The 13,436-nt window shown below is 52.1% G+C and carries 10 protein-coding genes; all 10 read right to left on the bottom strand.

Annotated features, from left to right (window positions below):
- Nucleotides 1-24: 24 nt before the first annotated feature.
- The gene (rpsG, locus tag BEN49_RS13525) at nucleotides 25-492 is read right to left on the bottom strand and encodes a 30S ribosomal protein S7 (protein WP_035567919.1); all 468 of its coding nucleotides are present in this window, start codon (nucleotides 490-492) and stop codon (nucleotides 25-27) included.
- Nucleotides 493-594: 102 nt separating this feature from the next.
- Nucleotides 595-1,026, bottom strand: coding sequence for a 30S ribosomal protein S12 (rpsL, locus tag BEN49_RS13520; protein WP_068236417.1), 432 nt, complete (start codon nucleotides 1,024-1,026; stop codon nucleotides 595-597).
- Nucleotides 1,027-1,142: 116 nt separating this feature from the next.
- On the bottom strand, nucleotides 1,143-1,463 hold the full coding sequence (locus BEN49_RS13515) for a DUF3467 domain-containing protein (protein WP_070744229.1): 321 nt from the start codon (nucleotides 1,461-1,463) through the stop codon (nucleotides 1,143-1,145).
- A 113-nt stretch (nucleotides 1,464-1,576) separates the two neighbouring features.
- Complete coding sequence (gene rpoC / locus BEN49_RS13510; RefSeq protein WP_070744227.1) at nucleotides 1,577-5,929, bottom strand: DNA-directed RNA polymerase subunit beta'; 4,353 nt, start codon at nucleotides 5,927-5,929, stop codon at nucleotides 1,577-1,579.
- A 484-nt stretch (nucleotides 5,930-6,413) separates the two neighbouring features.
- Entirely contained in the window at nucleotides 6,414-10,316 is a 3,903-nt protein-coding gene (gene rpoB / locus BEN49_RS13505; protein ID WP_070744225.1) for a DNA-directed RNA polymerase subunit beta, read from the bottom strand.
- Between the two features lie 254 nt (nucleotides 10,317-10,570).
- A complete protein-coding gene (gene rplL, locus BEN49_RS13500; RefSeq protein ID WP_068236430.1) occupies nucleotides 10,571-10,951 on the bottom strand; it encodes a 50S ribosomal protein L7/L12 in 381 nt (126 codons plus the stop codon).
- A 67-nt stretch (nucleotides 10,952-11,018) separates the two neighbouring features.
- On the bottom strand, nucleotides 11,019-11,567 hold the full coding sequence (gene rplJ / locus BEN49_RS13495; RefSeq protein WP_070744223.1) for a 50S ribosomal protein L10: 549 nt from the start codon (nucleotides 11,565-11,567) through the stop codon (nucleotides 11,019-11,021).
- 15 nt (nucleotides 11,568-11,582) lie between these two features.
- Nucleotides 11,583-12,281 carry a 50S ribosomal protein L1 gene (gene rplA / locus BEN49_RS13490; protein WP_070744221.1) on the bottom strand — a complete coding sequence of 233 codons (699 nt, stop codon included), beginning with the start codon at nucleotides 12,279-12,281 and terminating at the stop codon, nucleotides 11,583-11,585.
- Between the two features lie 18 nt (nucleotides 12,282-12,299).
- Nucleotides 12,300-12,743: a 50S ribosomal protein L11 gene (gene rplK, locus BEN49_RS13485; protein WP_070744219.1), complete on the bottom strand. Its 444-nt coding sequence runs from the start codon at nucleotides 12,741-12,743 to the stop codon at nucleotides 12,300-12,302.
- 119 nt (nucleotides 12,744-12,862) lie between these two features.
- Nucleotides 12,863-13,426, bottom strand: coding sequence for a transcription termination/antitermination protein NusG (gene nusG / locus BEN49_RS13480; RefSeq protein ID WP_070744217.1), 564 nt, complete (start codon nucleotides 13,424-13,426; stop codon nucleotides 12,863-12,865).
- Between the last annotated feature and the right edge of the window lie 10 nt (nucleotides 13,427-13,436).

The following is a 13,436-nucleotide window of genomic DNA, read 5'->3' as shown; positions in this document are numbered from 1 at the left end:
GGCCCCAAATGCCGGACAACCAATTTAGAATCGGAAGTGCGAGAAAGCTTTGTTGGCTTCCGCCATGCGGTGCGTGTCATCTTTTTTCTTGACAGCCGCGCCTTCACCTTTAGCGGCAGCAATAATCTCTCCGGCCAATTTGTCTTTCATCGTTTTCTCACCACGGCGGCGAGCGTACTGAATCATCCATTTAGCACCTACCGAGATGCGACGATCAGCGCGCACCTCAATCGGAACCTGGAAGGTAGCACCACCTACACGGCGGCTCTTCACCTCCACGGTTGGCATTACGTTATTCAGGGCTTTGCGCCACATTTCGAGGCCGCTTTCCTTAGTGCGCTGCTCCACTAGGTCACAGGCATCATAGAAAATGGTGTACGCCAGGTTTTTCTTCCCGTCGTACATCATATAGTTCACGAAACGCGTTACCAGCGTCTCTTTGTACTTAGGGTCGGGAAGCAGAATGCGCTTCTTCGGTTTCGACTTTCTCATTGGAATTTTTGGTATTGGGTAGTCGGTAGTCAGCAGTTGAAGTCAGTGTCTATTCGACCCAGGGGCCCTAACGCTGACAACCAACTACCAACTACTCAATCACTATTTTTTCTTGCCTGGTGCGGCTTTTCCGCCTTTGCCAGCGGCTGCAGCGGGCTGACCAGGCTTAGGACGTTTCGCGCCATATTTCGAGCGGCGTTGCGTCCGGCCACTCACACCAGCAGTGTCGAGTGCGCCGCGGATGATATGGTAACGCACACCTGGCAAGTCTTTTACCCGGCCCCCACGAATCAGCACAATGCTGTGCTCTTGGAGGTTATGGCCTTCACCGGGAATGTATGCGTTTACTTCCTTACCGTTGGTAAGGCGCACACGGGCCACTTTGCGCATAGCCGAGTTCGGCTTCTTAGGCGTGGTGGTGTACACACGGGTGCACACGCCCCGACGCTGCGGGCACGAGTCAAGCGCGGGCGACTTTGACTTTGTGGTCAAAGCCTCACGGCCTTTTCGTACTAATTGGTTGATAGTTGGCATTTAGCGAATGATTAGCAGGAGCCGTTTGCCCCCAATTTTTGGCTTGCAAAGGTAAGTTTATTTCCTTGTAATAGCAAACTGCGTGAGTTAGTTAATTTTAAGTACCCACTGGGGCCCTATGCTTCACCTACTGCACCACCAAAGCTTATCGGGTAATTAGGCGCATCACTATGCACTTTAATATGGCCAAATGACTGCTCATAACGCTCCACATTTTCGGACAGCGCGGCGAGTAAGCGCTTGGCATGCTCAGGCGTTACCACAATGCGCGACTTGACCTTAGCCTTCGGCATTCCTGGCATCATTCGAATGAAATCAATCACGAATTCGCTGTTGCTGTGAGCTATTAGCGCCAAGTTGGCGTACTCACCTTCGGCCATGTTTTCGGAAAGCTCGATGTTGATGGCATTAGGGTCTGGCGTTTGTTCAGGCTGCATAGAGTCGTTTTTTTTGCGGCATTATGCCCACGAAGGCTTGCCAATTAATGGACAAAGTAAAAGCCGACCGGCTCACACCGGTCGGCTTCTTCTTCACTCAACGCGGAGCCAAATTATTCGGCTACGGTTTCCCGCTTGCCGGCGCGCGAGGGGCGCTTGGCAGGCGTAGCTTCCTCGGCAGCTTTGGCGGCTTGCTGGGCTTCCACTTCGTCTTTAGTTTGCACTATCTGACGGGTGTATTCCAGCAGACCGGTACCGGCCGGAATAAGGTGGCCAACAATCACGTTCTCCTTCAGGCCCAACAGCTCGTCAGCTTTGCCACGGATGGCAGCTTCCGACAGCACCTTGGTCGTCTCCTGGAACGAGGCAGCCGAGATGAACGACTGCGTGCCCAAGGAGGCTTGCGTGATGCCTTGTAGCGTGGGGCGCGACACCGAAGGCTGCGCCTCGCGCACTTGCACGAGTTGCAGGTCACGACGCTTCAGGCTGCTATTCTCGTCGCGGAGGCGGCGAGCCGTCACAATCTGACCCGGTTTCATAGAAGCCGAATCACCGGCTTCCGTCACCACCTTCATATCGATGATGGTGTCGTTTTCCTCCATGAACAGGATTTTGTTGATTACCTGGTTCTCGAGGAACGAAGTATCGCCGGCATCCAAGATCACCACTTTTTGCATCATCTGGCGGACGACCACTTCAATGTGCTTGTCGTTGATCTTGACCCCCTGCAAGCGGTACACTTCCTGAATTTCGTTCACGAGGTATTCCTGCACAGCCCCAGGGCCCTGAATACTCAGGATATCGGAAGGCGTGATGGCTCCATCCGACAGCGGCATACCGGCGCGGATAAAGTCGTTGTCTTGCACCAAGATGTGCTTCGACAGCGGCACCATATACTTCTTCTTCACGCCGTCTTTCGACTCAACAAAGATTTCACGGTTACCACGCTTCACCGAACCATAAGTTACTACACCGTCGATTTCCGACACAACGGCCGGGTTCGACGGGTTACGGGCTTCGAACAGCTCCACTACGCGCGGCAGACCACCAGTAATGTCGCGGGTCTTACCCACCATGCGTGGAATCTTGGCCAGGATATCACCAGCCTTAATTTTCGCGTTGTTCTCGATGTTGATGTGTGAACCCACGGGCAGGCTGTAAGCTCGCTGCGCGTCAGCGTCGGTCTTTTTGCCGCCCTTCACAATGATGGACGGGTTCTGAGCCTTGTCTTTACTTTCGATAACCACCTTCTCGCGGTGGCCCGTTTGCTCATCCGACTCTTCGCGGTAGGTAATACCTTCTGTGATGGCGTCATATTGCACGGTACCGTCAAACTCGGCCAGAATAACGGCGTTGTAAGGGTCCCAAGTGCAAAGCTCCTGGCCTTTCTCTACTTGCTGGCCTTCTTTCACAAGCAAGACCGAGCCATAGGGAACGTGGTTGGATAGCAGCACTTTGCCAGTGCCAGCTTCTACCACTCGGATTTCACCCGAGCGTCCCATCACCACCTGGCCTTTCACGCCTTCAGTAGTCAGGGTATCCACGGTGCGAATATCTTCGAACTCTACCACGCCGGCGAATTTCGCCTTGATACCAGCTTCTACAGCAATGTTTGAAGCGGTACCACCCACGTGGAACGTGCGCAGCGTAAGCTGGGTACCGGGCTCACCAATCGACTGGGCAGCAATAACACCTACTGCCTCACCGCGCTGGACCATGCGGCCCGACGATAGGTTGCGGCCATAGCACTTACCGCAGATGCCACGCTTCGACTCACAGGTCAACACCGAGCGAATCTCCACCGACTCGATGGTCGTCTGATCAACCCGACGGGTGATTTCCTCAGTGATTTCCCCACCGGCAATCAGAATCATCTCATCGGTTAGCGGGTCCACGATATCGTGCACAGCCACCCGGCCGAGGATACGCTCGGACAGCGGCTCCACGATATCTTCGTTATCCTTCAGAGCAAAGGTTTCAATGCCCCGCAGGGTACCGCAGTCGCTTTGGGTTACGATTACATCCTGAGCTACATCGTGCAGGCGACGGGTCAGATAACCGGCGTCAGCCGTCTTCATAGCCGTATCGGCAAGGCCTTTACGGGCACCGTGCGTCGAGATGAAGTACTCGATTACGTCCAGGCCTTCTTTGAAATTGGACAGAATCGGGTTCTCGATGATTTCACCCACCGAACCTTGAAGCGACTTCTGGGGCTTGGCCATCAGGCCGCGCATCCCGCCAAGCTGGCGAATTTGCTCACGCGAGCCACGGGCCCCCGAGTGCATCATCATGTAGATGGAGTTGAAGCCTTGGTCTTCCTTCTCCAGGCGGCCCATCAGGGTCTCCGTGATCTGGTTGTTGATACGCGTCCAGATATCAATAACTTGGTTGTAACGCTCGTTATTGGTAATTAGACCCATCTGGTAGTTCTGTGTTACCGCAGCTACGTCAGCTTGGGCTTGCGCAATCAGCTCGTCCTTCTCCTTGGGGATATTAATGTCGCCAAGACCCATACTCAAGCCGCCTTTGTAGGCCGACTGGAAACCAAGCGTCTTGATATCGTCCAAGAATTGCGCCGTGCGGGCCATGCCCGTGCGCTTAAAGACCAACGAAATGATCTGCTGAAGCTTCTTCTTGGTCAACAGTTCGTCTACGAAGCCTACTTCGGCAGGCACCATCTGGTTGAACAGCACGCGGCCAGCCACCGTCTCAATGACTTTCGTCACTAAATCGTCGTTCTCGTCGCGGATGATTGTGCGCACCTTGATATAAGCGTGCTTCGAAAGTTGGTTTTCGTTCAGGGCAATCACCACTTCTTCGTCCGAGTAGAATACACGGCCTTCGCCCTGAATCTTCTCGTTCTCGGTGCTACGCTTGCCTTTGGTCACGTAGTACAACCCGAGCACCATGTCCTGCGAAGGCACCGCGATGGGGGCCCCGTTGGCAGGGTTCAGGATGTTGTGCGAAGCCAACATCAGCATAGATGCTTCCAATATAGCAGCCGGGCCCAGGGGCACGTGCACAGCCATCTGGTCACCGTCAAAGTCAGCGTTGAAAGCCGTACACACCAGTGGGTGCAGTTGGATAGCTTTGCCCTCGATGAGGCGCGGCTGGAACGCTTGGATGCCCAAGCGGTGCAGCGTGGGGGCCCGGTTAAGGAGCACGGGGTGACCTTTCAGCACGTTCTCCAGGATATCCCAAACAACGGCATCTTTGCGGTCGACGATTTTCTTGGCCGATTTCACCGTCTTCACAATGCCGCGCTCAATGAGCTTGCGGATAATGAAAGGTTTGAACAGCTCAGCAGCCATGTTTTTGGGTAGGCCGCACTCGTGTAGTTTCAACTCGGGGCCTACCACGATAACCGAACGGCCCGAGTAGTCCACACGCTTACCAAGCAGGTTCTGACGGAAGCGGCCCTGCTTGCCTTTTAGCATGTCAGACAGCGACTTCAAGGCCCGGTTGCCTTCGGCGCGCACGGCGTTCACTTTGCGCGAGTTGTCGAAGAGAGAATCAACGGCCTCTTGCAGCATCCGCTTCTCGTTCCGCAGAATCACTTCAGGGGCCTTGATTTCAATAAGGCGCTTGAGGCGGTTATTGCGGATAATAACGCGACGGTATAGGTCGTTCAAGTCCGAGGTAGCAAAGCGGCCACCATCAAGCGGCACCAGCGGGCGCAGTTCGGGCGGAATCACTGGTACCATGCGGATAACCATCCACTCGGGCTTGTTCTCCACGCGGGTAGCAGCGTCGCGGAATGCTTCTACCACACGCAGCCGCTTCAACGCCTCAGCCTTACGCTGTTGCGATGTCTCGTGCGCGGCCGAGTCACGGAGCGAGTAGCTCAGCTCATCGAGGTTGATGCGCTCCAGCAGCATCTGCAAAGCGTCGGCCCCCATCTTGGCGATGAATTTATTGGGGTCTTCATTCGGCAGCATCTGGTTTTCGCGGGGTAACTTATCGATGACGTCCAGGTACTCATCCTCCGTCATGAAGTCAAGTTGCTGCACGCCTTCTTCGGCCATTGCGCCGGGCTGCACCACCACGTAGCGCTCGTAGTAGATGATCTGATCAAGCTTCTTGGTGGGCAAGCCCAGCAGGTAGCCAATTTTGTTAGGTAACGATTTGAAGTACCAGATGTGCGCAACGGGCACCACCAATTCGATGTGGCCCATCCGCTCACGGCGAACTTTCTTTTCGGTCACCTCCACGCCGCACCGATCGCAGATGATGCCCTTATAACGAATGCGCTTGTATTTGCCGCAGTGGCATTCCCAGTCCTTCACAGGACCAAAAATCCGCTCGCAAAACAGGCCGCCCATTTCGGGCTTGTAAGTGCGGTAGTTGATGGTCTCAGGTTTCACTACTTCCCCCGTCGAACGCTCCAGAATCACTTCCGGCGATGCTAGCGAAATGGTAACCTTGGAGAAGTCTTGGACTAACTTCTTATTTTTTGCGAAAGCCATTAGGTATGTGTTAAGCTTTTAGCTGTTTGGCTTTGAACCGCCAGAGTCTTCTCTAACAGTCTGACGCTACGAAAAGTGCTCTACGGGTCAGACAGGTACGCCGCGTAGTAGATTATCGTCAGGTCTTCTCTACTTATCTATAAATTATAAGCGGTCGATTCCTTCACTGCCCTGACCTATCTCGGGACAGCTGTTTCGTACCAATCGCTTTTCAAGCAAACTATGTTTTATGACCGATTACCGAGGAGAAAAATCGTGTAAAATCCTGGTAGCATCGTCCTTTTCCCGATTAAATTGTACCAGCTTCAGGACTCTGTATAGAAATTTTAAGGGCTTGATTTACTACCAAATATTCCCAAAATCTTTACCAACGTGAGGATTTCTACGAGCAGTTTAATTCGGCTAAACAGGTAAGGCAAGTAGCCTATTTTGGCGAGCTTTATTAGGGGTTAGCCACGGTAGCAACTAACCCCCGATAATAAACCTACTCTAGCGTGATTTCCAGTGCCAAGCCGCGCAGCTCGTGAATCAGCACATTGAACGACTCGGGGATATTCGGCTTGGGCAGTACGTCGCCTTTCACAATGGCTTCGTAAGCCTTAGCACGGCCCACCACGTCGTCCGATTTCACAGTCAGGATTTCCTGGAGCACGTTGGAAGCACCGAACGCCTCCAGGGCCCAAACTTCCATCTCGCCAAAACGCTGGCCGCCAAACTGTGCCTTACCACCCAGCGGCTGCTGCGTAATAAGTGAGTACGGCCCAATGGAGCGGGCGTGCATTTTGTCATCAACTAAATGGCCAAGCTTGAGCATATAAATCACGCCCACGGTCACTGGCTGATCAAACTGCTGCCCAGTTAAGCCATCGTGCAGGTAGGTACGGCCGAAATGCGGCAGACCAGCTTCTGCCAACTCTTTCGACACCTCTGCTTCCGTAGCACCGTCAAAAATTGGCGTCGAGTAACGACGGCCCATTTTTAGACCGGCCCAACCCAATACAGTTTCGTAAATCTGACCAATGTTCATCCGGCTTGGTACGCCCAGTGGGTTCAGCACAATGTCCATCGGCGTACCGTCGGCTAGGAAAGGCATGTCCTCATCGCGCACGATGCGGGCCACAACCCCTTTGTTGCCGTGACGGCCAGCCATTTTATCGCCCACTTTCAGCTTACGCTTCTTGGCGATGTAAACCTTGGCTAGCTGCACAATGCCTGCGGGCAATTCATCGCCCACCTCCAGTGTGAAGCGGTGGCGCTTGAAGTGCGCCGTGATTGTGTTGCGGCGCTTAGCGTAATTTTTCACCAGCGTCAGCAGCATACCGTTCACGCGAGCGTCAGCCGTCCAGCCTTCCAGAATCAGGTCCTTGAACAGGTTCACCTCTTCTGGTACGGCGTAGTTGCTTTCATCTTTATAAGGATTCTTCTCGGGGAAAAGGCCTTCGTTGATGTTTTTGCGGTTGAACTTAACACCTTTGGCAACCATCTCCTCGCCAAAGCGGTGCTTAATACCCTGCGACGTTTTGCCTTCGAGCAACTGCACCAGTTTATCCACCATGATGGCTTTAATACCACGCAGCTCGTGCGCGTATTTATCCTTCAGGTCTTCCACTTCCTTTTTGGACTTGGCCCGTAGGTTTTTGTCTTTCTTTGGACGCGAAAACAGCTTAGTACCGATTACCACACCCTGTAAAGAGGGCGGCGCTTTGAGCGAGGCATCTTTAACGTCGCCGGCCTTGTCGCCAAAGATAGCGCGGAGCAGCTTCTCTTCCGGAGTTGGGTCCGTCTCGCCTTTAGGCGTGATTTTACCAATCAGGATGTCACCTTCTCGTACTTCAGCACCTAAACGGATAATGCCGTTGTCGTCAAGGTTACGAACAGCTTCCTCGCTTACGTTAGGAATTTCGGAGGTTAGCTCCTCTTCGCCACGCTTGGTTTCGCGAACTTCCAATTCAAATTCTTCAATGTGAATTGAGGTGAAAATATCGTCGCGAACCACGCGCTCCGAGATGACGATGGCATCTTCGAAGTTGTAACCCTGCCAAGGCATGAAGGCCACCTGCATGTTACGACCTAGGGCAAGTTCGCCTTGGTTCGTGCCGTAGCCTTCGCACAACGGCTGACCCTTGCTCACCCGCTCACCGCGTTTTACCAGCGGCGTCAGGTTGAGGCAGGTATCTTGGTTAGTACGACGGAACTTAATGAGGTCGTAGGTAATACGCTCAGCATCGAAGCTGATCATCACGTCATCCTCCGATAAGTCGTACTTAACGATGATCTTATTGGCGTCCACATAGTCGATTATGCCTTCACCTTCCGACACTACTAGCGTGCGCGAATCGGTGGCAATGCGGCCTTCCAAACCGGTGCCTACAATGGGGGCCTCTGGGCGAACCAGCGGCACAGCCTGACGTTGCATGTTAGAACCCATCAGGGCACGGTTAGCATCATCGTGCTCCAAGAAAGGAATCAGCGAAGCCGCTACAGATACAATCTGGTTCGGGGCCACGTCCATGTAAGAGTACTCCTCGGGATTTACCACCGGGAAGTCACCTTCAAAACGACCTTTTACCAACTCCTGGGTCAGTTTACCGTCGTTGTCAAGCAAAGAGTTTGCCTGCGCAATGTGGTGCGTATCCTCTTCCTCTGCGGTCAAAAATTTCACGTTAGAACTCATATCCACCTTACCATCCTTTACGTCCCGGTAAGGGGTTTCGATGAAGCCCATTGAGTTCACGCGAGCGTGAACACAAAGTGACGAAATCAGACCGATGTTAGGGCCCTCGGGAGTTTCAATGGTGCAAAGACGACCATAGTGCGTATAATGCACGTCACGCACTTCAAAGCCAGCACGTTCACGCGATAGACCTCCTGGCCCAAGAGCCGATACGCGACGCTTGTGCGTCACCTCGGCCAGCGGGTTGGTTTGGTCCATGAACTGCGATAACTGGTTCGTACCGAAGAACGAGTTAATCACGCTGGATAGCGTCCGAGCATTGATCAAATCAACCGGCTTGAAATCCTCATTGTCACGCACGTTCATGCGCTCCTTGATTGTACGGGCCATACGAGCCAAGCCCACGCCAAATTGCGCGTAAAGCTGCTCACCCACCGTGCGTACACGACGGTTGCTCAAGTGGTCAATGTCATCAACAATGGCCTTCGAGTTAATCAGACCGATCAGGTATTTTACGATCAGAACAATATCCTGATTGGTCAATACCCGTGAAGCCTGATTCATGTCAATGGCCAGCTTCTTGTTGATGCGGTAGCGGCCTACTTCCCCAAGGTCGTAGCGCTTATCTGAGAAGAACAGCTTCTGAATGATATCGCGGGCGGTTTCTTCGTCAGGGGCCTCCGTGTTACGGAGCTGGCGATAAATCTGCTCTACAGCTTCCTTCTCCGAGTTGGAGTTATCCTTCTGAAGCGTATTGTAGATGATAGCAAAGTCCGCGATGTTCACATTCTCGCGATGCAGGATAACTGATTTTGCACCAGCCTCTAAGATGGTGTCAATATCAGCTTCCTCAATCATCGAGTCACGCTCCAGCAGCACCTCGTTCCGATCGATGGAAACCACCTCACCGGTGTCCTCATCCACAAAGTCTTCCGTCCAAGTGCGCAGCACCCGAGCAGCCAACTTGCGTCCGACGGCCTTTTTCAGGTTCTTCTTGTCCGCTTTTACTTCCTCCGACAGTCCGAATAGGTCGAGAATATCTTTGTCGGTGCCGTAGCCGATGGCACGGAGAAGCGTAGTGACCGGAAACTTTTTCTTGCGGTCAATGTAAGCATACATCACGTTATTCACGTCCGTAGCAAACTCAATCCACGAACCTTTGAAAGGGATGATACGCGCCGAGTATAGCTTAGTACCGTTAGTGTGTTTGCTCTGGGCAAAAAACACGCCCGGCGAACGGTGCAGTTGCGATACGATAACTCGCTCAGCGCCATTAATAACAAACGAGCCTTTTTCGGTCATGTACGGGATATTACCCAGAAACACTTCCTGCTCAATCGTTTCAAAATCCTCATTATCCTTATCGTTACAGATAAGACGCAGTTTAGCTTTGAGTGGCACAGAGTACGTCAGGCCCCGGTCAATGCACTCGTCAACCGAGTACTTGGGTGGGTCAACGTGATAATCTATAAAGTTCAGCACGAAATTTTCGCGGGAATCGGAGATAGGAAAGTTCTCGGCAAAAACCTTAAACAAGCCCTCATTTGAACGATTCTCAGCAGCGGTTTCAAGCTGGAAGAAATCCTGGAACGACTGCACCTGCACGTCCAGGAAGTCCGGGTATTCAATAACCTTTCTAATCTTAGCGAAACTGATTCGCTCAGCGGCGGCCGATTTCTGGAGCGCGGCCGTTTTTGCTTTCGGTGTAGCCAATGCGGAGGGGATTAAAAGATGGACACAGAAGCGTAAAATTGGGTCCCATCCAAATAGGGATGGATGTTCAGCTCTGTGAACCTATTGGTTTACAGCCCAAAACAGCCCTGAAAAACAGAACTGTGTACTGACACAGCGAAGCGTAAACCAAGTGGCTTGCACTCCGGCGATACTACAAACAGGAAAAGACCTGGCTAAGTTGCCAGGTCTAATCTTTATTCAAAGCAGGCTAGATACAGCTTCAGAAGCTGCAATTACTTCACCTCTACTTCGGCACCAGCTTCTTCCAACTGCTTCTTCAGCGTGTCGGCTTCGTCCTTGGTTACGCCTTCTTTCAGGGGCTTGGGGGCACCGTCAACCAGCTCTTTGGCTTCTTTCAGGCCGAGGCCAGTCAGGTCCTTCACCAGTTTAACTACAGCCAGTTTGGCACCACCGGCAGCCTTCAGGATAACGTCAAACGACGTCTTCTCTTCAGGAGCCTCTTCGGCAGCAGCGCCACCACCACCAGCCATCATTACAGGAGCAGCAGCAGCGGGCTCGATGCCGTACTCGTCCTTCAGGATACCAGCCAGTTCGTTTACTTCTTTCACCGTCAGGTTTACGAGCTGCTCAGCGAATGCTTTCAAATCTGCCATTTCAGTAGATTGTTAAAAAAAGGTGTTGTTGGAAATAATATTGGAATACAGGAAATCAGCAGAGCAATTAAGCTGCTTCTTTCTCGGAAAGCGTTTTGAGGATACCAGCCAGTTTGCTGCCGCCGCTTTGCAGCGCCGAAACAACATTTTTGGCAGGCGATTGCAGGAGGCCGATGAGCTCGCCCAGCAATTCTTGTTTGCCTTTGATGGTGATGAGACCTTCTAATTGATCCGAACCTAAATAGATGCTGGCATCAACATAGGCTCCCTTCAGCACGGGCTTAGGCTTCACGTTACGGCCATAGGCTTGCGACTTATAAAAATCACGCAACAGCTTAGCGGGAGCTGAACCGCTCTCTTGCGAGAACAGAACGCCTGATTGGCCTTTCAGCGCAGCGTCCATCTCCGAAGTATCATGCCCCAAGGTATCAAGCGCCTTACGGATAAAGGTGTTTTTATACACCTTGTATTCCATACCACGGTTGAAGCACAGACGACGAAACTCATTGATTTTTGCCACTGACATCACCGAAGCATCGACGATGTAGAACGAGTTGTGCGATTGAAACTTCTCGCTCAACTCGTCCACTAGGGTTTGTTTTTCTTCCCTGTTCATGGGTGAGTCGTTTAATTAGTTAGCGGAAGTAACCTGGCTGTCAACCGGCACACCAGGCGACATAGTGCTGCTCAGGGTGATGCTTTTAATGTAAGTGCCTTTCGACGAAGATGGCTTCAGGCGACCCAACGTCTGGATGATTTCCAGTGCGTTTTCAGCCAGTTTGCTTTCGTCAAACGATACCTTGCCTACCGAGCAGTGAATGATACCGGTTTTGTCAACTTTAAAGTCAATTTTACCAGCTTTCACTTCTTGCACAGCTTTAGCTACATCGGTCGTTACCGTACCCGATTTAGGGTTAGGCATCAGGCCCCGGGGGCCTAACACACGGCCCAAGCGGCCCACTTTAGCCATCACGGCTGGCATGGTGATAATAACGTCGATGTCAGTCCAGCCTTTCTCAATTTTTGAGATATAGTCATCCAAACCCACGAAATCAGCACCAGCAGCGAGGGCCTCAGCCTCCTTATCAGGAGTTACGAGAGCCAACACACGTACAGTTTTGCCAATACCGTGGGGCAGGGTTGCTACGCCGCGAACCATTTGGTCAGCTTTGCGGGGATCAACGCCCAAGCGTACATCAATGTCTACTGAAGAATCAAACTTAGTGTAGGAGATATCCTTAACTACCTTTGCTGCTTCGAGAAGGCTACGCACCTCCGTCAAGTCATATTTGGCAAGGGCATCCTTGCGCTTCTTAGTGATCTTTGCCATTTGCTTTTCTCCGTTTAATTATTCTGCAAAAGGAGAATCGCCCTTGACGGTGATGCCCATGCTGCGGGCCGTACCGGCCACTTGCTTCATGGCCGACTCCACCTTAAAGGCATTCAAGTCAGGCATCTTCGTTTCGGCAATGGTGCGGATTTGATCCCAGGTAACCGAGCCAACCTTATTACGGTTGGGCTCCTTCGAACCACTCTGCAACTTAGCTGCTTCCATAAGCAGCACCGGTGCGGGGGCGGTTTTCACCACAAAGTCAAAAGACTTGTCGGTATACATGGTAATCAATACGGGACAGATTTGGCCAGCCTTATCCTGGGTGCGCGCATTGAATTGCTTGCAAAACTCCATGATGTTAAGGCCTTTGCTACCAAGTGCAGGTCCTACCGGCGGCGATGGATTCGCTGAGCCTCCCTTTATCTGCAAGCGCAGATAACCTCTAATTTCCTTGGCCATTTGATTTGTAAGGCTGTGGTTCTTGCGTCGTAACTCGCAATTGCCTCAGTTAGTAGTATACTCCTATTTGGAAGCCCAGCCGACCCGGAGCCAATGGTCGGCATGGTACAATCAGGGCCTTAGGCCTCTTTTTCTACCTGGGTATAATTCAATTCCATCGGCTGTGAGCGGCCAAATATCTTTACAATAACATTAAGCTTTTTGCGCTCATCAAAGATTTCGGATACCGTTCCTGACATACCAGCAAAACCACCATCCGTTATTTTCACCAACTCACCTACTACGTAGGGTTTGTCAAGTGTAGCAACTTGTTCCTCGGCTTCGTCTACAATGCCGAGGATGCGGTTGACTTCGTTTATGTGTAGCGGAACCGGCTTATTATTAGCAGAATCTTTTTTGTCCTTGTCGCCAAGGAAACCGATAACGCCTGGGGTACTGGTGATGATGTGGTCTACTTCTCCGTGGCCTAAGTCAGCATGGATGATGATGTAGCCGGGGTAAAGGTTGCGTTCACGAACACGTTTTTTGCCATTACGCATCTCAAATACCTTTTCCACTGGAATTAGTACTTGAGGAACTAGCTCGGTTAGGTTGTGACGACCCAGCTCGGTTTCAAGGTAGTTTTTGGCTTTTTTTTCCTGGCCGCTCACTGAGCGTACCACGTACCATTTCAATTCGCCCATCTTCTAATAC

Origin of the sequence: Hymenobacter coccineus (genome assembly GCF_001816125.1) — a bacterium.
Taxonomy (GTDB): Bacteria; Bacteroidota; Bacteroidia; order Cytophagales; family Hymenobacteraceae; genus Hymenobacter; species Hymenobacter coccineus.
Note: the sequence above shows the minus strand (reverse complement) of the source record. Positions and strands in the feature narration are given on the sequence as shown.

Coding starts and splice junctions, on each gene's coding strand:
- nusG (WP_070744217.1), bottom strand. CDS start 13,426: ATGGGCGAATTGAAATGGTACGTGGTACGCTCAGTGAGCGGCCAGGAA.
- rplJ (WP_070744223.1), bottom strand. CDS start 11,567: ATGAACAGGGAAGAAAAACAAACCCTAGTGGACGAGTTGAGCGAGAAG.
- rpoC (WP_070744227.1), bottom strand. CDS start 5,929: ATGGCTTTCGCAAAAAATAAGAAGTTAGTCCAAGACTTCTCCAAGGTT.
- rplL (WP_068236430.1), bottom strand. CDS start 10,951: ATGGCAGATTTGAAAGCATTCGCTGAGCAGCTCGTAAACCTGACGGTG.
- BEN49_RS13515 (WP_070744229.1), bottom strand. CDS start 1,463: ATGCAGCCTGAACAAACGCCAGACCCTAATGCCATCAACATCGAGCTT.
- rplK (WP_070744219.1), bottom strand. CDS start 12,743: ATGGCCAAGGAAATTAGAGGTTATCTGCGCTTGCAGATAAAGGGAGGC.
- rplA (WP_070744221.1), bottom strand. CDS start 12,281: ATGGCAAAGATCACTAAGAAGCGCAAGGATGCCCTTGCCAAATATGAC.
- rpsG (WP_035567919.1), bottom strand. CDS start 492: ATGAGAAAGTCGAAACCGAAGAAGCGCATTCTGCTTCCCGACCCTAAG.
- rpsL (WP_068236417.1), bottom strand. CDS start 1,026: ATGCCAACTATCAACCAATTAGTACGAAAAGGCCGTGAGGCTTTGACC.